Below are 21886 nucleotides of genomic sequence, written 5' to 3'. Positions count from 1 at the left end.
GCTTAACTTTCAGTCGTAATAAAAATGTTGCGCACCGGTTTGCAAGCGGTGAGCCTTGCGTGGCACAAGGTGAGCATCAGATCGCCATCACCGCCATGGGAAATCGCCGCTGCGTTGGCTTCATCGGTATCGATATGCATCTCCAATTTGAACTGCGGGTCGATCCGCACAGCGACATCGCGAAATACGGTGGTGCGGGGGGGAGAATCGATCGCCACGTCTACCAGATCCCGGTCTGCCAGGCCAAAGCGTTTTGCGTCTTCAGGTTGCATATGAATATGACGCTGAGCAACGATAAGCCCATTTGTCTGCAAGCGTCCTGCAGGCCCTTCCAGGGTCAGGGTGGGTGTATCCGCTGTGTCGCCGGAAATACGCACCGGAGCCTCAATGCCGAGGGTGAAGGTCTCTGTCGCCGATACTTCGATCTGATTGGACCGGCGACACGGACCCAATACACGCACCGATCTGATGATTCCGCGCGGGCCGATCACATTGACGGTCTCGACAGCAGTCCACGCGCCCGCTTGGCTCAGATCGCGTTGCTTAGTAAGCTGGCAACCTGCGCCAAACAAGGCTTCGACGGAGGCTTGCGTGAGATGCACATGATGCGCCGATACCGCCACGGGAATGGCTGGTGGTAACTGATCGGGGCGCTTGTCAGCCTGCACTGACAAGAATCGGTGAACCTCTTTGGCGATCATCCACTGTTCGCGCGTTTGCGTCACGATGACCCGAATGCGTGAATGAGGTTGCTGAATCTGCGGTGCGGCAAAGCCATCGAGTTTCACCGATGAATTCCTGTCCTCGTCAAGATAAAGGCCCAAAAACTCCAGTCGATCACAAATGCGCCGGCGCATGCTGGCCGAGTTCTCGCCGATGCCACCGGTAAAGGCAAGCACGTCGCAGCCGCCCATGGCAGCGGCGTAGGCGCCAATGTATTTGCGCGCCCGGTACGCGAACACGTTGAGTGCGAGCTGGGCCTGCGGGTCGGCCTCGGCTGCCGCAGTTTCGATGCGTCGCATGTCATTGCCCAGCCCTGACAGCGCCGTCAGTCCGCTCTCGTGGTAGAGCGCGTTTTCGATTTCGTCGATCGAAAGCGCCAAGGAGCGTTGCAAATATCCGAAGATGCCGGGATCGACATCACCCGAGCGCGAGCCCATGACCAGGCCTTCGAGTGCCGTCACGCCCATCGACGTGTCGACAGAAACACCACGATCGATCGCGCAGACGCTGGCACCATTGCCGAGATGGCAGCTGATGATGCGCAGGTCGCGCGTTGAAGCCTTGAGTTCCTGTGCGACGCGCTCCATGACATACTTGTGAGAAGTGCCATGAAAGCCGTAGCGGCGCAGACCCGCTTTTCGCCACGCCTGCGGCACGGCATAAGTATGAGCACACGCAGGGATGCTGGCGTGAAAGGCGGTATCGAACACCGCGATTTGCGGGGCATTAGGCCAGTAGATGCGTCCGGTTTCAATTCCATACAATGCAGGCGGGTTGTGCAGCGGCGCCAGAGGAGCGAGGACTTCAATCGCAGCTATCACGTCATCGTCAACGAGCGTTGCATCACGAAAGTGCTCGCCGCCATGGGCAACGCGATGTCCTATGGCATCGATGCGTGTCTCGCCTGCTTCAACCAAAGCCACTGGAATTTGCGCAAGTGTTGCTTTAAATCCTATCGTCCCAATCTCGATCTCATGCTTGAAACGCGTTGTCTGCGTGTCCATGTCGAAAACGCTGAACTTGACGCTGGAACTGCCGGCGTTGATAACGAGGATGCGCATTTAGGACCCCATGACATTGAAGCCCGCATCGACATAAGCGATGCTGCCCGTTACCAGGCGAGCGCCGTCGCTCACGAGGAAGCTAGCGTAAGCGCCGACGCAATCGATGCAGACCGCCTCGTGCGCCGGGGATTTTTCGCGTGCGAGTTGCACCAGCTCATCGAAGTGCGCAATGCCACTTGCCGCACGGGTGACGATCGGCCCCGGCGAGAGAGCATTGACGCGAATGTGGCGCGGGCCCAGGTCGGCGGCGAGATACCGAACTGTACTTTCGAGCGCGGCCTTAACCGGCCCCATCACGTTGTAATGTGAAATGACTTTTTCGCTGCCATAGTAGGTCGTGGTCAGCAAGCATCCCCCGTTTTGCATAAGCGGTTCGGCCAGATGAGCCATGCGGACGAAGGAGTAACAGGAAATGTTCATCGCCTCAAGAAAACCTTGCCTCGATGTGTCTGCCATACGACCTTCCATATCGCTTTTAGGCGCATAGGCGACTGCATGAAGCAGGAAATCGAGTTTTCCCCACTTCTGATCAATAGCGACAAAAACAGCTTCCAATTGCGCGTCATCACGTACATCCAGGGGAAGGATCAGTGCCGCGTCAAGCTGCTCTGCGAGAGGTTGCACAAACGGAAGCGCCTTTTCATTGAGGTAGGTAACCGCAAGCGAGGCGCCAGCCTGATGAAACGCCTGAGCGCAACCCCACGCAATTGAATGCGAATTGGCGATTCCTACTACAAGCCCATTTTTACCTTTGAGTGTCATTGCCTCATCCTTGTCATTTTTTTACCTCTGATCCCCTATCGACGTGCGCACCGGGTTCGCCACAATTCGATTTTGGCGTCCGTTCACTCAGTGCAGTGCGGGTGGCTGCCCGGTGAATGCACGTCGCAGCCTGCACATGAACTCGCTGCACTAGTTCCTGGAGAATGTCCCTGATGCAATGCACCCACTGTGGGCAAATAGCTTGTGGCTGGATCGCAGTGCTGTCGGTGTGCTCCCCTGCATGATTCCCATCAGGTAAGGCCAGGCGAGTGGGGCAGATCTGCTCGCTCATGTCGCCGCTCCCGAGGAAACCTGCGCACTGACACTCGGCACGCTTTGCAGCCGTGCACTTTTGATGCCGGCCAGCTTGGTGCGCTTGAGCATCAGCGCATTGATCGCCACGACGGCCGAGCTGCCTGACATCGACAACGCTGCGACCTCGGGCGACAGCGTGAAGGGATAGAAGACGCCGGCTGCCAGCGGAAAAGCGATCACGTTGTAGCCAACTGCCCACCACAAGTTCTGGTGCATCTTGCGCAGGGTAGCGCGAGACAGCTCGATCGCCCCGACCACGTCGTACGGGTCGCTTTTCATCAGAATGACCTGCGCGCTTTCCATCGCGACATCGGTGCCCGCGCCGATCGCAAAGCCTACATCGGCCTGGGTCAGCGCCGGCGCGTCGTTGATGCCGTCGCCGACCATGCCGACTTTATGGCCCTGGTCTTGCAACTCCTTGATCTTGAAAGCCTTCTGGCCTGGCAGCACATCGGCAAGCACAATGTCAATGCCCAGTTCCTTGCCGATACGCTCGGCCGTGGCCTGGTTATCGCCCGTAATCATCGCAACCTTGACTCCGCGCTCCTGCAGCTTGGCAATTGTCGCCATGGAGGTTGGCCGCACGGCGTCGGCAATGGCGATCAGGCCAATGAGCTTGCCTCCCCGAGCGACGTGAACCACGGTGCGGCCACCGCCTTGAAGCCTGGCGGACTCGGCGGCAAGAGCCTCCATTGCGACGCTTTCGGACTGCATCAGCTTGAGGTTGCCGAGCAACACCACTTCGCCGCTGATTGTGGCGTGGGCACCCTGCCCGTCAATGTTGGTGAAACCAGACGCGATCTCGGTCGGCGTAGTGCCCGCCCGTTTGAGCACCGCCAAAGCCAGCGGGTGTTCAGAAAACTTCTCGACGGCAGCCGCGGTTGCCAGCAACTCTCCTTCGCTGACGCCTGGTGCGGCGACCATCTCGACGACATCGGGCTGCCCGAGCGTCAGCGTGCCGGTCTTGTCGAACACGATGACCGTGAGTTTGGTGGCGTTCTCCAGCGCGGCGGCGTTTTTGAACAGGATGCCGTTCATCGCCCCGAGTCCGGTGCCAACCATGATCGCCATCGGCGTGGCCAGTCCGAGCGCGTCAGGACAGGCGATCACAAAAACCGTGATTGTCAGCGTCAGCGCGAACAGCAGCGGCTGGCCCATGACCCAAAACCAGACGCCGAAAGTGATCAGACCGATGGCAATGGCGGCCAGAACCAGCCATTGCGAGGCTTGGTCGGCCAGCAACTGCCCCGGCGCCTTGGAGTTCTGAGCTTCCTGGACCAACTTAACGATTTGGGCCAGCGCCGTGTCGGCTCCAACCTTGGTGGCCTTGTAGCGAAAGCTGCCGCTCTTGTTGATCGTGGCGCCAATAACGGAATCTCCGACAACTTTCTTCACTGGCATTGATTCGCCGGTCAACATGGATTCATCGACCTGCGAGCCGCCCTCAAGGATCTCGCCGTCTACTGGAATCTTGTCACCCGGCTTGATGATCACCGTTTCTCCGGCCAACACCTCGGCGGTCGGTACCTTGGTTTCGACGCCGCCGCGCAGCACAGTGGCCAGCGGCGGGGCCAGGTCCATCAAGGCGCGAATCGCGTCCGAGGCACCTGCACGCGCGCGCATCTCCAGCCAATGCCCGAGCAGGATAAAGACCAGCAGCACGGCTACCGCTTCATAAAACACCTCGCCCTCGTAGAAAAAGGTAGCGCCCACGCTGAAGACGTAGCCTGTGCCGACCGAGAGAACCACCAGGGTTGCCATGTTGGCCACCTTGTTGCGGGCAGCGCGCCAGGCGGCGGTGAAGAAAGGCCAACCGGGATAGGCGATGGCACCGGTTGCAACGATGAAGAGGAACAACTTGCGATCCAGGCCAAAGGGGGGCGCGAAGTCGCCGAACATGCTTCCCATCGGCGAGTACAGAAACACCGGAATGGCGAACAGTAGGGCTACAAAGAAGCGGTTGCGCATGTCGTTGGCCATGTCCTGCATCGACATGCCCTCTCCATGGCCCATGTCATGCATCATGTCGCTCGTTGCCTTTGCGGACGAGGCACCGTGACCCTCATGCGCGCTGTGTTCGCCGTGACCCGCTGGGGCATCGTGCCCCGGTGCCACAGTCTTGACCACTGCGCCTTGGCCGCCGTGCGCCGCGTGATCCCCATTTGCCGTGTGGCCGGCGTGAGCATCCCCAGTCATCTTGTAATGCACCGGACCGCAGACATGGGCGGGAACGAGTTCACCGCGGCAGTGATAGCCGCAATCGATGATGCGCTGCCCGATTGCCTGCAGTGAGGTCTGCGTTTCGTCGTAGTGCACGGTAGCGCTTCCAGCCACGTAGTTCACGTCCACATGGTGGACGCCCGCAAGCGTCGAGAGCTGCCGCTCGACGCCCGCCGCGCTAAGGGTGGAGACCAGTCTTCCGACTTCGACGGTGCTTGTTTTCATGTGTTTTCCTTGAAAGATGGGATTCAGCGCGCTAGCCACCTGGCGTCAATGCAGTCCGGCGTGAACTCAAACGCAATGCCCGTATCGGACTGGACAATCTTGCTTTTCTTGCCGGCGCAATTCCGCCGGGACAGGATGTCGCGCATCAGGTTCAGGCGCGCCAGGCGCTTGTTGCCCGCCCGCACGATGCGCCACGGCGCGACTGCGGTGTGCGTTCGCAGCAGCATCGCATCGCGGGCCTCGGAGTACGCCTTCCAGTGCTTGACAGCAACGGCGTCGATCGGACTGGTCTTCCACTGCTTGAGCGGGTCGCGCTTGCGTTCTTCGAGTCGCCGTACCTGCTCGGTCTTGCTGACGTCGAGGTAATACTTCAGCAGCTTGATGCCCGAGTTGACCAGCATCTCCTCGAACTTCGGAACCGATTGCATGAACTCTTCATGTTGTTCCTTGGTACAAAACCCCATCACATGCTCGACACCCGCGCGGTTATACCAGCTGCGGTTCAAGAGAACGAATTCCTCGGCTGTCGGCAGGTGGGCTACGTAGCGTTGAAAGTACCATGCGCCACGATCCCGATCCGAGGGCTTGCCAAGAGCCACGACGCGCGTTTCACGCGGGCTCAGGTACTCGACAATGCGCTTGATGCTGCCATCCTTTCCGGCTGCGTCACGCCCTTCCAGCAGCACCAGAATCTTGTCGCCGCAACCGATAAAGTGCCGCTGCAGCTTGACCAGCTCCACCTGCAACAGGTGCAGTTGCGCTTCATAATCTTCGAGCGAAATGGAATGAGTTCCCAGCTCAGGAGTGTTCGCCTTGGTGGCACTTCCGGCAGCTTCCCCTGTCCGTTCTTCGGATTTTTTATGGCCTTTCTTGCTCATGATGCCACCTGCCCATCAATTGCAGAGGGGCGAAAATTGGCTTGGTAGCCTAGCTTCGCGATGGTGACCTCAATCTGCAAGGCGCTGACATGCAACGGATCCACCTTCAGGATGGTTTTCTCGGAGTGCAATGACACTTGAATGTCGCTCACGCCATCAATTTTCTGTAGCGTGCGCTGCACCCCGCCGACACAACCGCCGCAGGTCATGCCGTGAATGTCGAAAGTCATGGATTGCATATTGGTTTCTCCTTGAGTGAAGAGTCCGTGGTCAGGCGTTTGGTACAACGCCAAAGAGCAAGGGCGTGGTGGAGGTCATCCACGGAAAGCGCTCGAGGTCAATAGAGTTGGTTGCTGGCATGGTTTATTCCGTGGGGGAAACAGGTTCAAGTTGAGGTGTCACTTTGGTACGGTGTCTTGATCAAGCAATGCCTTGTGCTGCTCATACTCTTCGGGCTTGATCTCCCCATTGGCCAGACGGCGACGCAATACTTCATGCGGTGTCTCTCGCCCGCGGTCGTGGCGACGCTCCGACCTGCCCCTGCCACTGAACAGGATCGACACAACCAGGATGATCCAGAAAATCCACCAGAAGGCGTGCATGCCAACCATGTAGTAACCGTAGTCTTGAAACATTCTTATTCCTCCAGTTAATCAGGTTTCATCGCTGTCAGCGGCAACCGCAACCCCCCGTGCTGCCGCTGTGGCAGCCCGAGGCTTTCGGCGGCGAGGCCGGAGAAGAAGTTAAAGCGTCTGTGGCCAGCTTCGCGGGGTAACCCGCGGCCGTCAAAGCCGTCATGAGGGAATCGCCGCCTGGCGCCAGCTCACCGCTCACCCGGACACGGCCAGACGCAAGATCGACCTCCACACCGCCGACACCCGGCAGCGACTGCAACGCCTGCGTGACGTGCTTGACGCATGAGCCGCAGCTCATGCCCTCGACTTGCAAATCAATCGTGTTCATATATCAAACTCCTAAAAAAATTAAATGAAAATCGCCGGAAAAACCCAGGTCATCTTTTGGACACCGAGTCAGCTGTCGGCTCGGCCTTGCCCATGCGAGGGATAAACCGGGGCGTGCGCTGGGCGTAACGCTCGAACGCTTCGCCAAATTGCGCGCGCATCTCGGCCTCTTCTGTCAGCGCCAGGCGCCCATACATCACCAGCAGGACGGGGAACATGACCAGAGTCAGCAGCGTCGGCCACTGCAACAAAAAACCAAGCAGGATCAAAACAAACCCCACGTACTGGGGATGGCGAATCACGGCATAAGGCCCGGTGGTCGCCAGCGTATGCTGCCGCTGTGCGTGGTACAGCACATTCCAGGCGCTGGACAGCAGGATAAAACCTCCGAGCAGAAAGAGGTAGCTGGCAAGATGCAGGACACCAAAGTGCGGATCACCTTTTTCACCCAGCAAAGTCGACCACAGGTGACCGGTATCGTGTGAGAGCAGATCCAGGCCCGGATACCTGGTCTGCAGCCATCCTGAAAGCAGGTAGATGGTCAAAGGAAAACCATACATCTCGACGAACAAGGCCACGACAAAAGCGGCAAAAGATCCAAAGGTCCGCCAGTCCCGCGCCGTTGCCGGTTTGAAAAAACTGTAGGCAAACATGATGAAAATAGCCGAATTGATGACGACGAGCATCCAAAGTCCGTAGGCGGGGGTGTCATGGTTCATCACTATTCTCCAATCTTGGGTGGCTGCGGCGGTGTGGACGTTTCCGGGTGCTGCCGGCCATCGTGGTTGTGACCCTGGCCGCCATGTCCGTGGTGCATGAAGATGTGCATCAGCGGGCAGGCCAACAGGAGCAGGAACGGCAGTGCGCCAAAAAAGTGCGCGCGGTGCTCGCTGAGCAGGAAATACGCGGCAATCGCGCCGAAGACGATCAGGCCGATCGAATAGCGCGAGCCCCAGAAGGGCTTCGGCCCGGAGTCATGCTGGGAATGATCGTGGTTCATTTGAAAATCTCCTGGATTGAACGGCCTACAGCCTGCGCATCAAGCCGCTTTCAGCCTTGCACGCGAAAGTTGATCATCATTCCGGCGTCCTCGTGTTCGAGGTTGTGGCAATGGAGCAGATAGGTCTGATCGCCGGGAAAATCATGGGTGAAGTCGATGGCAATACGCACCGTCTCGCCCGGCCATACCAGCACGGTGTCCTTCCAGCCCAGATCGCCCGCCGTGCGCCCCTTGCCAAAACGCGCCGAAGATGACACCTGGGCCGGGCTGCCCAGCCGCTCCAGCACCTGAAACGAAAAACCGTGAATGTGCATCGGGTGCGGCATGCCTAGAGTCGGGTTGCTGATGCTCCAGACCTCCACCGCGCCACGCTTCACATCAAACGCGATCTCGTCCATGACAAAAGTGCGCCCATTGATGAGAAAGCGCATGTTTTCGAGCGACAGTTCAATCTTGCGCTGTGTGGCGCCTTGGAGGGGAATGGCGCTAACCTTGGACAGCGTGGCTGGCAGCTTGGCAACGATACGTTCCCCAGCCGTGACCGAGAGCTTGAGCACATTGAACTCGACACCCAGCGTTAGCCGTGACGAGGCTACGCCAGGCGCTCCATGCCCGGCGCCATGCTCCATTCCCGCCATTCCCGCCATGCCGGGCATGGCGGGTCCTTCGTTTTCCATGGGATCGAATGCCAGGCTTTTGAGAAAGATGTCCGTGCCGATCTGCGCTTGGCCGGCATCGAACAGGACATCGAGACGCTCCCCCGGTGCGAGAAAGGCTTCGGTCACCGATTCGGGCCGCTCGATCAGGCCGCCGTCGGTGCCGATGACGGTGAAATTGAGTCGTTTTTTGCCGGTGACGAAGGCAAGCCGGTAGATGCGTGCATTGGACCCATTGAGGAGCCGAAGGCGGTAGGTGCGCGGGGTGACAGTCTGTACGGCATTGGGCGTCAGGTTGGCGAGCACCACGTCGCCCAGCCAGCCCATCATCGACTCCTGGGCGTTGGGCTGGTAGCGCAGCTTGCCTTGCGCGTCGAACTGCTTGTCCTGGATCACCAGGGGCAGATCAGTCACGCCCAGTCGCAGATCCAGTGCCTTGGCCAGGCGGCGCTGGTCGTCGTCGTCCACCAGGAAAAAGCTCGCCAGACCGTTATAAGCCTGCTTCGCGGTCAACCCGTGCGCATGCGTGTGGTACCAGTACGTGCCGCCGCGATTTCGCACCGTGAAGTCGTAGTCGTAGCGGCCACCCGGGGCGATGGTGTTGACCGGATGACCGTCCATGGCAGCGGGCGTGTGCAGGCCGTGCCAGTGGATGATGGTCGGCTCCGGCAGCGCATTGTCCAGGCTGGCCGTAAAGCGCGACCCACTCTCGATGCGCAGGATGGGATTTTGGTAGGCCTTGCCCGCGTGTTCGGTCTGGTAAAGCAAAAACGGCGAAGAGATTGGCGTTTTGGGGCCAGGCAGGATCGGAAAATTCGCTGCGGTGGCGCGAATCTTCAAAGGCCCCGCGACATCGAGCACGCCGAACGGACCGCTGTTACCGGGCACGAAAAGCTTTTGCCGGAAGTTGGCAGTGTCGACGGGATCAAGGGGGTAGTGGCGAAATGGCACTGAGGCCACTTCCTGGCTGTGACCAGCACCGGAATACATCCAGGCGGCCACGCCGGCGAGCTGAAACAATTGTCTTCTTTTCAACATAGGACTTTTCTTTTCTAACCTTCAACGCTTGCGCCAGGTCGTCAAACCCGGTGGCAAGCTAAACAAAATAGGGTATGGGCCGTTGGACCCACCGCCCTGCGCGATGGCTGCAAATTTCCCTAAGCGGGAGTTGATCAACGCGTCAATCGGTTGGACAACCACGCAAAGAAAGCACCGGCAAAAAAAGCCCAGGTGCTCAGTACGAGGAGCGCCATCAGGAATTCCTGCCATGCGAATGGCCGCGGCTGCACCATGGTGCTGAAGTCCATGCCATGGAACAGGCTGTTCATGAAGCCCAGGAACGGACCGGGCGCCAAGACCCAGACCAGCGCGCACAGGGCATAAAACAGCCCGACGGTGATGGCCAGCGCCAGGCCCGTGCGAAGCGGTGTCATGGCATGGGCTCCTTTATTTGGCGGGCGCCGCTGGCATGCGGTCCATCATGATTTTCATCATGGTCTGCATCATCTCCATGCGCTTTTCCATCATCTGCCGGTGCGCGCCCATATCGCCCATATTGCCCATATTGCCCGTCATACCCGGCATGCCCTTCATGCTGCCCTTGCCGGCGCCGGACATGCCTTCCATCATGGCCATGCCGTCCTGCATGGATTTCATGTGTTCTGCCATCAGCTTGCTGCGCTCTTCAGGGGTCTTCGCGCTCATCATCTTGTCGTGCATGGCCTGCATCGTTTTCATCTGCGCATCCATTTGGTCCATGTTGCCCATGTTGCCCATCTGGGCGGGTGTGCCCATGCTGCTGGCAGACGCGGTGCCCATGGGCATCATCAGCGGCGGAGCCGAGTTGCACGCAGTCAATACGCTGGCGGCAATCAAGGCGATGGCAAGGGGAATGCATCGAAAACGGGTCATGACAGACTCCTGGTCAGGTGACAAAAAAATACAATACGGTGTGCAGCGCTGTGCCTTGGGTAGGCATTGACGCGCTGGTGCAAGACTCAAGTCCGCTTTTCACGGCCTCGGGGGCACAAAAGCAAATTGGAGGGAGATACGAACGCAGGCCGCAGAGCGCGAGGCTCAGGGTCAAACGTTGGAAGGCCGCTAAATGGCCAGACGCGAGAAGCGAATGCGGATGGGCAGCTCAGGCGTGGCTGGCTGCTCGGCATCTATGTGATGAAGCGTCGGAATGCTAGGCGCTACTTTGCCCCAGAGAACCTGAACGAGGAGCGCAGGACCGGCATCGTTCTGGGCGACTGCCCCGTCCTGCTTGGGAAAAGAGCGCGTGCCATCGTCGCACACCTTCAGGCACGGCGCCTTGAACTGCTGCTCACCCATGCCATCGGCAACGGCTCCGGTGTGACCGGGCAATATCACAGCTGCATGCGCATGCGCGGCAGATTCGGAAGATGCAGCCATATCAATAGCACTATGAGCGTGCGTTTGACGTGCTTCGAGCAAACACGCATTCGCAACTCCTGAAGCCAACGCAAACAACCACACCAGCAACACCATGAATATGGTGCTGCGCCTGGCGCGGGTGTTGGAAAAAAGCTTCATGGTGGTTGAGGTCACAGAGGTTTCATCCTACGCGCATTGGGTAACTAATAATTGATTCACATCAACAAACGCGGCATCAGCTTACAAGCTTGGCAATCAAACGCCGAGTCCATCAGCCAGAGCAAGCCCAAGCCAGGCTTAACTAAACCACTGCACGGCGCCTCCAGAAGCGGCCCGATGTCCGCTGAGTTTCTCGCGGCCTGCGCATCAACAGGTACACCGCTGGAATGACGAACATTGACAGCAGCGGAGCAGTGATCATGCCACCCACCATGGGCGCGGCAATGCGCTGCATGACCTCGGAGCCCGTGCCGGTGCCCCACATGATCGGCAACAGGCCGGCCAAAATAACGGCCACCGTCATGGCCTTGGGCCGTACACGCAAGACCGCGCCCTCCCGGATGGCATCGAGCAGATCTTCAGCATTGGTCTTGCCTTGCGCAAGGCGCTCATCCCAGGCATGGCGCAGGTACAGCAGCATGATCACCCCGAACTCCGCAGAAACACCGGCCAATGCAATGAACCCGACAGCGCCTGCGACCGACAGGTTGTAGCTCAGCAGGTACAGCAGCCAGATGCCGCCCACCAGTGCAAACGGCAGCGTTGCCATGATCAACACTGCCTCGTCAAAACGCTTGAACGTCAGGTACAGCAGCACAAAAATGATCATCAACGTGAACGGCACCACGATTTTCATTTTGGCAGTTGCCCGCTCCAGAAATTCAAACTGGCCCGACCAGGAGATGGAATACCCCGGCGGAAGCTTGACCTTTTCAGTCACGGCTTTTTGCATGTCCTGCACCGCAGAGCGCAGATCGCGATCGCGAATGTCCACGTAGACCCATCCCGAGAGGCGCGCGTTTTCGCTGCGCAGCATGGGTGGCCCGTCGGTGATGCGAATGTCGGCCACGTCGGACAGCACCACACGCTGGCCACGCTCTGTGACGAAAGGCAAGCTGCGCAGCGTTTCCATGGAATCGCGAAGCTCACGGGGGTAGCGCATGTTGATGGGGAAACGCTGCAGGCCTTCGACCGTCTCACCGATGTTCTCGCCGCCAACGGCCGAGCTGATCACCGACTGGACATCGGCAATGTTCAAGCCGAAGCTGGCGGCGGCATCGCGCTTGATGTTGACGTCCACATAACGCCCGCCGGTGAGCCTTTCAGCCAGCGCGCTGCTCACGCCCGGCACGTCTTTCAAGGCGCGTTCGATCTCGCTAGAGAGTTTGTCAATGGTTTGCAGGTCCGTGCCAGCGACCTTGACGCCCACCGGGCTCTTGATGCCGGTGGCCAGCATGTCGATGCGGTTGCGGATCGGCGGCACCCAGATATTGGAGAGGCCAGGCACTTGGACGATGCGGTCGAGTTCTTCGACCAGTTGGTCCTGGGTCATGCCAGCGCGCCATTGGTCTTTTGGCTTGAACTGGATCGTCGTCTCGAACATTTCCATGGGTGCCGGATCGGTGGCGGTTTCGGCGCGCCCAGCCTTGCCATAAACACTGGCGACCTCGGGCACGGTCTTGATGAGCCGGTCGGTTTGTTGCAGCAACTCGCCCGCCTTGCCGGAAGACAGTCCGGGAAGTGCCGACGGCATGTACAACAGGTCACCCTCGTCCAGGCGCGGCATGAACTCGCCCCCAATGTGCTGCAGCGGCCACAAGCTAGTCGCCAAAACAATGCCGGCCACCACCAGGGTCATTTTTGGCGCGCGCAACACGATATTGAGCAGCGGGCGGTAGACCGCAATCAAAAATCGGTTGAGGGGGTTGCTTTTTTCGTCCGGAATTCGGCCCCGGATCAGATACCCCATCAGCACTGGAATCAAGGTCACCGATAGACCGGCAGCCGCTGCCATGGCATACGTCTTGGTAAACGCCAGCGGGGCAAACAGCCGGCCTTCCTGGGCTTGGAGCGTGAACACGGGAATAAACGACAGTGTGATGATCAAGAGCGAGAAGAACAGCGCAGGCCCTACTTCCGCTGCTGCGTCGCCAATGACCTGCCATCGCGTTTCGCCCTCGAGCTTTTCCCCGGGGTGGGCGTGGGCCCAATGCTCCAGGTGCTTGTGCGCATTTTCGATCATGACCACGGCCGCATCGACCATGGCGCCAATGGCGATTGCGATCCCGCCCAGGGACATGATGTTCGCGTTTACCCCTTGGTAATGCATCACGATGAAAGCGGCCAAAATGCCCAGCGGCAGCGAAATGATGGCCACCAAGGCCGAACGCAGGTGAAAGAGAAACACAAAGCACACCACCGCCACCACCAGGAATTCTTCCAGCAGCTTGTACGTGAGGTTGTCCACCGCGCGGTTGATCAGGCCAGAGCGGTCATAGGTGGTCACGACTTCAACGCCTTGGGGCAAGCTCGCTTGGAGCTGCGCCATTTTGGCCTTGACGGCCGCGATGGTTTCCAGCGCATTTTTGCCCGAGCGCATGATGATCACGCCGCCGACCGCTTCACCTTCGCCATCGAGCTCGCCAATGCCGCGGCGCATTTCCGGACCGATCTGGATGCGCGCCACGTCCCCCAGGCGCACGGACACGCCGCCCGCCGTCGTGGTCAAGGGAATGGCGCGAAAGTCCTCCAGGCCCTTGAGGTAACCCGTCGCCCGCACCATGTACTCGGCCTCCCCCAGCTCAAGGACCGAGCCACCGGCTTCCTGGTTGGCCTTTTGGACGGCTTCGGCCACCTTGGTGTGCGGGATGGCGTAAGCAGCCAGTTTCTGTGGGTCGAGCACGATCTGGTACTGCCGCACCATGCCGCCGATCGAAGCCACCTCGGCGACATTGGGCACCGTCTTCAATTCGTACTTGAGAAACCAGTCCTGCAGCGCCCGAAGCTGCCCCAGGTCCTGCGTGCCGCTGCGGTCTACCAGCGCATACTGGTAAATCCAGCCCACGCCGGTTGCGTCCGGGCCGAGCGAGGCCTTGGCCTGCGCAGGCAGACGCGACTGGACCTGGTTGAGGTACTCCAGCACCCGCGAGCGCGCCCAGTAGAGATCCGTTCCGTCTTCGAACAGAACGTAAACGAAAGAGTCGCCGAAAAAGGAGTAGCCGCGCACCGTCTTGGCGCCCGGCACTGACAGCATGGTCGTGGTCAGCGGGTAGGTGACCTGATTTTCAACAATGCGCGGCGCTTGTCCTGGGTAGGAAGTGCGAATGATGACCTGCACATCCGACAGGTCGGGCAAGGCGTCCAACGGTGTCCTGAGCACCGAATACACCCCCCAGGCTCCCAGCATCAGGGTTGCCAAGAGGACCAAAAAGCGATTGACAATGGACCAGCGAATAAATCGGGCGATCACTTCTGCTCCCCTGCAGCCATTGGGGCAGCGCCTGGTGCTGGTGCTGCCAGTGCCATGGGCGTGACCCGTGTCAGCTGCGGCAAGCCTTCGGCATCCATGAAAAATTCAAAGCCGACCTGGCTGCCAACCGCAAGATTTTTGGGCAGGTCTGGGGGTGCAGGCCGCTTGAAATCCATGGTCATCGCGCCCCACTTGAGCGTGGCAATCGGACCGTGCGACAGCGTGATGGCCTCTTTGCCAATGGCCATGACCTTGGCCTGGCCTTCATGCCGCGGTGCGGCAGTGGCAGTAGTAGCAGTAGCGTCAGCCGGCTTGGGGTTCTCGTTGAGCCTGGCTTCCACGCCTTTGAGGCTGGCTTCCGAATCGATCAGGAACTGCGAAGACACCACCACGCGCTGACCGGCCTGCAGCCCGCGCTTGATTTCGGTCTGGCCGCCACTTTCAATGCCAGGTTGCACATCGACCGGGCTGAACCATCCATTTTCTTCTGCCAGTATGACAACCGTGCGCTTGCCGGTCTGAATCACCGCTTCGGTCGGCACCAAGAGCGACTTTTGTGCCTGCATGCCCATGAAATGCATTGACACAAACATGCCCGGCACCAGGCGCGCGCCGGGGTTGTCCAGCTCCAGCCGGGCCTTGAGCGTGCGGGTTGCCGAATTGACCTCCGGCAGGATGGCCTGAACTTTGCCGTCGAAGGTCATACCTGGGGCCGCCGGGCTGCTCGCCTGCACCTTGGCGCCTGGCCGCACCAAGGCGGCCTGGCTTTCGGGCACCTCGGCATTCGCCCAAACAGTGGACAGCCCATTGATGCGAAAAAGGGTCGTTCCGGCCATCACCGTCATGCCTTCGCGGGCCATAAGCTCGACGACCACGCCGCCCAGCGGCGCCGTGATGGTGAAGCGCGCCTGCGACTTGCCGCTGGCCTCAACCTGACGGATTTGTTCGTCGCTCATCCCCGCCAGGCGCATGCGTTGCCGGGCGCCATCGACCAGCGATGCAAGGTCGCTGCCCTGCATGCGTTTAACAGCCAAAAACTCTTCCTGCGCTGCCACCCACTCGGGCACATAAAGATCGAGCAGCGGCTGTCCCTTCCTGACCCGGTCGAGCGTGGCGCGCACATGCAATCGCTCGACATAACCAGTGGCACGGGCCTGAACCGTCGCCTGGTCACGTTCGTTAAAAGCGATGCTGCCGACGGCAGACACCTGTGGCGACAATGTGCCATCGGTGACCACTGCGGTGCGCACGCCCAGGTTTTGCTGGATGCGCGGGCTCACGATGAGCTTGCCCTGATCGGCTTGTCCTGCAGCGTAGACCGGCACCAGCATCATGTCCATAAAAGGGGACTTGGCCGGCTTGTCAAACTTGCTGGCCGGCACCATGGGGTCACGGTAGTACAAGATCTTGCTGCCGGTCACTGGATCGGTGTCGCCGGCCTTGAGTCCTGCGCTGATGTGCCGGCGCGTCGCCTCTTCTCCTTCTGCCATGCTTTGAGGGCCTGCGGTTGGGCTGGCGCCAGCATCGGCAGGCATATTCATAGGGGCCGCTGGCATGGTTCCAGCCTGTTTGGCACCCAGGGCATACAAGACGTACCCCGTAGCGCCCAGTACACCAGCAGCCAGCAGCGCGAAAAGGAGATATTTTTTGTTCATGGTTGATCCTTGGCGGTGGCCGAAGTGTGTGGTTCGGGCAGGAGGAAGTTGACCTGCGCCCAGGCGCGCGCCGTTTCCATCTCCACCGTGAGGGCCTGCATGCGCACGTCGATTTCGTCGCGCCGAGCTGACAGCGCGGCGGCCAGATCGCTTTTGCCGGTGCGGTACGCCGTCAGGGTTGCCTCAGAGCGCTGGCGAGCATTGGGAATCAGCTCCTCATGAAACCTTGCCAGCCGCTCCTTGCCGGTTTGCCAGTCGTTGAGCAGGCTGCGGATTTCGGCTTCGGTTTTGCGCAGCATGTCCTCATACCTCGCCTTGGCCTCGTCGACCATGGCCAGCTTGGCACTCAGTTCACGGTTTTGGCGATTGCTTTGGTCCCACTGCAAGGGAATGGAAACCCCGATGGAGAGCATGTTGGAATAGGCCGGGCCGCGCTGGGCGTAACTTGCTTCCACGCTGATGTCGGCCTTCCTGTTCGTCTGTGCCAGTTGCGCGTCTGTTTCAGCGGCATCAATTTCGGCGCTTACGGCCAGTAGGTCAGGATGCCGCTTGAAGTGCTCGAGCGAAACCTCCGCTTGCAGCGGGGTGCTTTGCCAGGGCGGCGATCCGGTTGTGGGCCGTTCAGCAGCCAAAGCACCCACCCACCGGGCCAGCATCAACGTAGCGCTGCGGGACTGGCGGTCAATCAGGCTGAGGCGGTCCTGCAAAGTGATCACTGCGGCGCGGGCTGCGAACACGTCAGCCTGGCTGCCCCGGTCGGTGCGAAAGGCACTGTCGGCGGCCTGCACCTGCAAAGTGGTTTCCTCGACCTGCTGCTGCAGCAACTCACGCTGGGCTTGCGCGTAATAGCGGTCCAGCCAGGCCAGTGCGGTGTCACGCTGCACATTGGCCAGCGTCAACAGGCGCTGCGCCCGAGTCCGCTCGGCCTCGCGCTCGAACTTTTGCGCCCTGAGCTGGCGTTTTTCAAGCCGTGGAATGTCCTGCATGATGCCGATACGGCGCATGGTCATGAAGTCGCGCGTGAGGCTCAACCGGTCCGGTCCATTGGCCGGCAGGTTGTCAATGCCCAGCTTGAGCACTGGGTCAGGCAATTGACCGGCCGCCACGCCCTGCTCGCGAGCTGCAGTGATGAGCGCATCCTGGGCAAGCAGTTGCTGGGAACGGCCCACCGCAATGCGCTGCGCCTCCACCAGGGTCAACGGGTCAGTTGCCCAGGACGGGGACCCCATGGCAACAAGCACGGCAGCAACGGCGACCCGGTAAATCGGAAACGAAAAAGACATAAAACCTCCTGAGCACGAATAAAAACCTGCCAATGCATCAGAAATGCATTCAGGCAAGCGTCAAGTGATCAGGGGGTCAGAGACGAAAGCAGCAGTTCCGGATGGCGACGGGCGGAGCCGTGGTGCGCCTCAGGTGGGGCGCTTGCAATGGCGCTCCCCAAAACACCTGGGCAATAAGTGGCAATGTGAAATCGGCCGGAAGAGTAACCATGACGACCGGGACAGGCAATTCATACCTGTCGGCTGTTTGCTGCCCGGCCTGGCAGTGTGCCTGACACAGGTTAGGCTGCGATTCGTCCATGGCCAGCGTCATGGATTCAGCGCATGGCATGTCGGCTTCGGCCATCGCCGCAACTTCAGCGACTTTTGATGCAGTGCCCGGGCAAACGTAGCTCGCCACCGCCAACTGCATGAACAGCAGGCTGAGCAGCGCGAATAACGCTGTAACCAGACGGGTTCGGCGAATGCAGGACATAAGTTGAGTTTAATGAATTAAGACTTCTTCTGGATCATCATCGGATAAATCTTCAACCAAATGAAGATCGCGACCACCAGTTTGACCTGAGCCACATCTTGCGCAGCGACCACCTTGCACAGGCTCGTCCCTGCTTTCCAGCAATTGTTGCAGCGTGGGCGCGGCTGGGCGGAGTCTTGAGATATTCGATGATGGTTGCCGGCAAATGCAGCCAGAGCAGTGTCGCCAAGGCTTGCGATGGGCATGATCATCGGGCCCAGGTCACTGGCAATAACGTTGGCATAAATCATCGCTTCGCGAACTGCGCCTTGGGCGGAAGAAACATCGATTGACAAAGAACTGGCCAACACGGTACGCATATTGTTCATCACCGATGAAAAAACGGCCGTGAGCAAGCCGTGCCTCTGACTGCGCCCCATACAACACGAGTGTGCGAACTGATTGAGCAATCCGGTCAGGTGGCCTGTGTGTCCAGCATTGCGCAGACCAGTCGATGGCAGAAGAACCCGGAAGCAACAAAACCCTCAAGCCTTGGCAAGTCGGGGCCATTCCCAGGATGGTTTGAGTGCCCAGACTCCTAGTGAACTTTTACTGGGTTGCCCAAGTAAAAGGTGCGGGTAAACTTGGAAGCGCTGATCCACTCTTGGAGTGCGGAGTGAGTGGCGAGCAGAATCACTCCGAATCGTTTCCTGGCACTGCAATGACCTGCCACCGCATGAAAAATGCCTTGCGCGAGTGGCCCGACCTGCCGGATGGCATTCCGGGTCAAACGGCGGTCTTTGGCACCGTTGAGCACACCATGTGTGGCTTGGAGCCCGCATCGGTGACGATAAAGTTCGAACGAGCAAGGCTCTTGCGATTGTGAAACCTACGAAACCTAGCTTTTCGAAGCAGCTGCGGAATGCACTTCGCTGGCCCGAACTCGCTCTGGCGGGCTTCGCTTTCCTGCTGAATTTTCCATGGGAAATCATCCAGTCGCCGCTGTTCGTAGGCATGGCCAGCATGCCGCACGGCGACGCGTTGCAATACTGCACACGCGCGGCCTTCGGCGATGCGGGAATCATGGTCATCGCCTTCTGGACCGTCGCGGCGGTATCTGGGCGTGGCCGCGGCTGGCTGCAGCAGTCGGGGCCCATGCCAATCGCAATTTTCGTGATCGTTGGTGTGCTGATCACGACCGTCATCGAGGTACTCGCCACGAGCGGGCGGTGGCTTGAGGGATGGACCTACTCGGCCGACATGCCGGTTTTGTGGGGCGTCAACGTCGGCCTGGTTCCCATTCTTCAGTGGATCATCCTGCCCCCGGTGGCCGTCCTGCTCACGCGGCGTCAGTTGCGATCGTGATGATGCTCGACCCGATGTATCGAGGCCCGGAACCGGGAATCCACAGTTTCCGATCCGAGGCTCGGTTGAGTCAAATCGATCAGCTGTTCACGGAGGGCGACGCACTGTACGAAGCGATGCTCGCGTCAATCGATAGCGCCAACACCGTCGTGCGCATGGAGAGCTACATCTTCGCCAGCGACGAAGTCGGCTGGAGATTCGCCCAGGCGTTGGTGAAAAGCGCTGCTGCGGGCGTCGATGTCCGGGTGCATCTGGACGCGGCAGGTGCCTGGGGCAGCACGTCGTCTTCGCTGCAGCGCTACCTGCGCGACCACGGCGTGCAACTGCGATGGTTCCATCGCTGGAGTTGGCGCGAACCGCTGCGCTACAACCGGCGAAGCCACCGCAAGCTGCTCGTTGTCGACGACCGTGTCGCGTACATCGGCGGGTTCAATATTCACCGCGAGAGCTCGCGCCAGTGCTACGGCGAGTCGCGGTGGCGAGACACGCACGCGGAAGTTTCTGGAGCTTTGGCAGCCGATGCAGCGTACCTCTTCGACGCGTTTTGGCGAGGCCACCGCTGCTGGACGCCGGTTGAGCGCGATGTGCGCGAGCTGCAACTCGTCTCGAACCACTCGCGAGCCTGCCGGCATCGCATTCGCTGCCTCTACGCCGAGGCGTTCCAATCTGCCAACGAGCGCATCTATCTTACGACGCCTTACTTCGTTCCCGACCTGTCCACCCTGCACCACTTGATGGCCTGCGCGCGTCGAGGCGTCGACGTACGATTGCTGGTCCCGGCAAAGAGCGATGTGCCGATCACGAGATGGGCGGCGCACGCGCTCTACGCGTCACTGATGTCCGCCGGCGTGCGCATTTACGAGTACCTGCCACGCATGCTCCACGCAAAAACCGTGGTGGTCGACCGACATTGGGCCACGCTCGGGAGCGCCAACTTCGACTACCGCAGCTTCTTTCTCAACTACGAGTTGCTGCTCGCGACGACTGCACCCGATGATTGCGAGCGCCTGCATCGGCAGTTCTGCGAGGACATATCCGCCTCGCGCCTGATCCATGGCGACAGGTGGTCCGGGCGGTCCTGGACGAATCTGCCACTCGAAGCCATCGGACGAGCTTTGCGCCGCTGGCTCTAGTGTCGCGTCATGAGGTAATTGACGTAGACAATGGGGGATGGAGCATTACAAAGTCACCTTGTCAGAACAAGAAAGAGTCGAGCTGCAGGACATCGCGGGCAAAGGCACGCACGCCGCGTCCAAGGTCATCAATGCCTTGATACTGCTTAACTGCGACCAAGCCGGTAGCCGCACCGAACGCCCCCGCACCTGCGACATCGCAGCCATGCTGTGCGTGAGTGAGCGCAAGGTGGACAGGATCAAGAAGAAGTTTGTCCTGGAAGGCTTGGCGCTGACGCTGAACCGCCAGCCCTCCAAGTGCGAGTACGACCTGTTGATCGATGGCCGCCTGGAAGCGCAGCTGTTGGCGCTGAGTTGCTCGGCGCCTCCCGAAGGCCAGGCCCGCTGGTCGCTGCGGCTGCTGGCCGACCGGCTGGTCGAGCTCGAATTGATTGATAGCGTCTCGCACGAGACGGTGCGCCGCACGCTCAAAAAAACGAACTCAAGCCCTGGAGGAAAGTCGGCTGGGTGATCGCGCCCCAGGCCAACGCTCAATTCGTGGCCGCCATGGAAAAGGTGCTGGACATCTACAGCCGGCCTTACGATGCGAAGCACCCCGTGGTGTGCATGGACGAGACGCCTCGCCAACTCATTCGCGAGACGCGCGAGCCCATTGCAGTGGCGCCCGGCCGGCCCGAGCGCCATGACTACGAGTACGAACGCTGCGGCGTGTGCAACGTGTTCATGGCCAGCGAGCCGCTGGCCGGTCTGCGCCTGACCAAGGTCACCGAGCGGCGGACCAAACTGGACTGGGCGGTGTTCGTGCAAGACATCGCTGAAAGCTACCTTGACGCCGAGCGCATCACGTTGGTGATGGACAACCTGAATACGCACACGCCGGCCTCGCTGTACGAGGCGTTTACCCCGGAGAAAGCCAAGGCGCTGTGGGACCGCTTCGAGTTTGTCTACACCCCGAAGCACGGCAGCTGGCTGAACATGGCAGAAATTGAGATCAATGTCATGGTGAGCCAGTGTCTGGATCGGCGCATCGACAACATCGAGACCGTGCGAAGCGAAGTCGCTGCCTGGCAAGCCCTCCGCGACAACCGTCAGGCCAAAGTCAACTGGCAATTCACCACCAAGGATGCCCGCGTCAAACTCAAACGGCTTTACCCGACAAATTTTTCATGACGCGACACTAGGAGTCTGAGCGCCAGAAGAAAATGCATTAAAAAGTCAACGTTTTCGGGGGTACTTGACCCCTTCCCTGCATCGAAAAACGCAGCCTGAGCGATTCTGAGAGGTCGAAATTTTCTCTGAATTTTTAAATCCCTCTGCCGCCCAGA

The 21886-nt window shown here is 59.8% G+C and carries 20 protein-coding genes and 1 pseudogene; 3 read left to right on the top strand and 18 right to left on the bottom strand.

The features are described 5' to 3' along the window. Positions 1-2 precede the first annotated feature (2 nt). The 18 genes and pseudogenes from PNAP_RS22490 to PNAP_RS28035 form a co-directional block, all read right to left on the bottom strand. Positions 3-1784 carry an acetate/propionate family kinase gene (locus tag PNAP_RS22490; protein ID WP_011798166.1) on the bottom strand — a complete coding sequence of 594 codons (1782 nt, stop codon included), beginning with the start codon at positions 1782-1784 and terminating at the stop codon, positions 3-5. After that, positions 1785-2549 (bottom strand): enoyl-ACP reductase FabI, encoded by a 765-nt coding sequence (fabI, locus tag PNAP_RS22485; protein WP_011798167.1) that lies wholly within the window; start codon positions 2547-2549, stop codon positions 1785-1787. Positions 2550-2837: 288 nt separating this feature from the next. Next, a complete protein-coding gene (locus tag PNAP_RS22480; RefSeq protein ID WP_011798168.1) occupies positions 2838-5309 on the bottom strand; it encodes a heavy metal translocating P-type ATPase in 2472 nt (823 codons plus the stop codon). A 23-nt stretch (positions 5310-5332) separates the two neighbouring features. Continuing rightward, positions 5333-6187 carry a polyphosphate kinase 2 gene (gene ppk2 / locus PNAP_RS22475; RefSeq protein ID WP_011798169.1) on the bottom strand — a complete coding sequence of 285 codons (855 nt, stop codon included), beginning with the start codon at positions 6185-6187 and terminating at the stop codon, positions 5333-5335. Beyond that, a complete protein-coding gene (locus PNAP_RS22470) occupies positions 6184-6426 on the bottom strand; it encodes a heavy-metal-associated domain-containing protein (RefSeq protein WP_011798170.1) in 243 nt (80 codons plus the stop codon). Before PNAP_RS22470 ends, ppk2 begins: the two co-directional genes overlap by 4 nt. Before the next feature lie 159 nt (positions 6427-6585). Beyond that, a complete protein-coding gene (locus PNAP_RS22465) occupies positions 6586-6822 on the bottom strand; it encodes an SHOCT domain-containing protein (protein WP_157040499.1) in 237 nt (78 codons plus the stop codon). A gap of 34 nt (positions 6823-6856) precedes the next feature. Beyond that, positions 6857-7150, bottom strand: a complete 294-nt coding sequence (locus PNAP_RS22460) for a heavy-metal-associated domain-containing protein (RefSeq protein ID WP_011798172.1) — start codon at positions 7148-7150, stop codon at positions 6857-6859. 49 nt (positions 7151-7199) lie between these two features. Then, positions 7200-7868: a methyltransferase family protein gene (locus PNAP_RS22455; protein WP_011798173.1), complete on the bottom strand. Its 669-nt coding sequence runs from the start codon at positions 7866-7868 to the stop codon at positions 7200-7202. A gap of 2 nt (positions 7869-7870) precedes the next feature. Next, positions 7871-8149, bottom strand: a complete 279-nt coding sequence (locus PNAP_RS22450) for a DUF2933 domain-containing protein (RefSeq protein WP_011798174.1) — start codon at positions 8147-8149, stop codon at positions 7871-7873. Positions 8150-8199: 50 nt separating this feature from the next. Beyond that, positions 8200-9843: a multicopper oxidase family protein gene (locus tag PNAP_RS22445; protein ID WP_011798175.1), complete on the bottom strand. Its 1644-nt coding sequence runs from the start codon at positions 9841-9843 to the stop codon at positions 8200-8202. Between the two features lie 134 nt (positions 9844-9977). Further along, on the bottom strand, positions 9978-10238 hold the full coding sequence (locus PNAP_RS22440) for a DUF5676 family membrane protein (RefSeq protein ID WP_011798176.1): 261 nt from the start codon (positions 10236-10238) through the stop codon (positions 9978-9980). Between the two features lie 13 nt (positions 10239-10251). Further along, the gene (locus PNAP_RS22435; RefSeq protein ID WP_011798177.1) at positions 10252-10716 is read right to left on the bottom strand and encodes a hypothetical protein; all 465 of its coding nucleotides are present in this window, start codon (positions 10714-10716) and stop codon (positions 10252-10254) included. A 189-nt stretch (positions 10717-10905) separates the two neighbouring features. Then, a complete protein-coding gene (locus PNAP_RS22430; protein ID WP_232290857.1) occupies positions 10906-11361 on the bottom strand; it encodes a hypothetical protein in 456 nt (151 codons plus the stop codon). Positions 11362-11503: 142 nt separating this feature from the next. Next, positions 11504-14671 (bottom strand): efflux RND transporter permease subunit, encoded by a 3168-nt coding sequence (locus PNAP_RS22425; protein WP_011798179.1) that lies wholly within the window; start codon positions 14669-14671, stop codon positions 11504-11506. Further along, the gene (locus PNAP_RS22420) at positions 14668-16326 is read right to left on the bottom strand and encodes an efflux RND transporter periplasmic adaptor subunit (protein ID WP_011798180.1); all 1659 of its coding nucleotides are present in this window, start codon (positions 16324-16326) and stop codon (positions 14668-14670) included. Before PNAP_RS22420 ends, PNAP_RS22425 begins: the two co-directional genes overlap by 4 nt. Further along, positions 16323-17609, bottom strand: a complete 1287-nt coding sequence (locus PNAP_RS22415) for a TolC family protein (protein ID WP_011798181.1) — start codon at positions 17607-17609, stop codon at positions 16323-16325. The genes PNAP_RS22420 and PNAP_RS22415 overlap by 4 nt, the downstream gene beginning before the upstream one ends. A gap of 76 nt (positions 17610-17685) precedes the next feature. Then, the gene (locus PNAP_RS22410; protein WP_011798182.1) at positions 17686-18084 is read right to left on the bottom strand and encodes a hypothetical protein; all 399 of its coding nucleotides are present in this window, start codon (positions 18082-18084) and stop codon (positions 17686-17688) included. Positions 18085-18286: 202 nt separating this feature from the next. Beyond that, positions 18287-18572, bottom strand: a pseudogene (locus PNAP_RS28035) (ArsB/NhaD family transporter); the annotation flags it as partial. A gap of 373 nt (positions 18573-18945) precedes the next feature. Between PNAP_RS28035 and PNAP_RS27785 the strand changes: the two are divergent. From PNAP_RS27785 to PNAP_RS26275, 3 genes are all read left to right on the top strand, one after another. Further along, positions 18946-19428 (top strand): hypothetical protein, encoded by a 483-nt coding sequence (locus PNAP_RS27785; RefSeq protein ID WP_041377657.1) that lies wholly within the window; start codon positions 18946-18948, stop codon positions 19426-19428. Next, positions 19428-20561, top strand: coding sequence for a phospholipase D-like domain-containing protein (locus tag PNAP_RS22395; RefSeq protein WP_198140736.1), 1134 nt, complete (start codon positions 19428-19430; stop codon positions 20559-20561). Before PNAP_RS27785 ends, PNAP_RS22395 begins: the two co-directional genes overlap by 1 nt. 37 nt (positions 20562-20598) lie before the next feature. Continuing rightward, positions 20599-21731 (top strand): IS630-like element ISPna1 family transposase gene (locus tag PNAP_RS26275; RefSeq protein WP_076611276.1). Its coding sequence is split into 2 segments (ribosomal slippage): positions 20599-21031 and positions 21031-21731, totalling 1134 coding nucleotides; the frame shifts between segments, so codons are not numbered across the junction. Positions 21732-21886 lie beyond the last annotated feature (155 nt).

Origin of the sequence: Polaromonas naphthalenivorans CJ2 (genome assembly GCF_000015505.1) — a bacterium.
Taxonomy (GTDB): domain Bacteria; phylum Pseudomonadota; class Gammaproteobacteria; order Burkholderiales; family Burkholderiaceae_C; genus Polaromonas; species Polaromonas naphthalenivorans.
The sequence above is the reverse complement of the archived record's forward strand: the minus strand, read 5'-3'. Positions and strand labels throughout refer to the sequence as shown.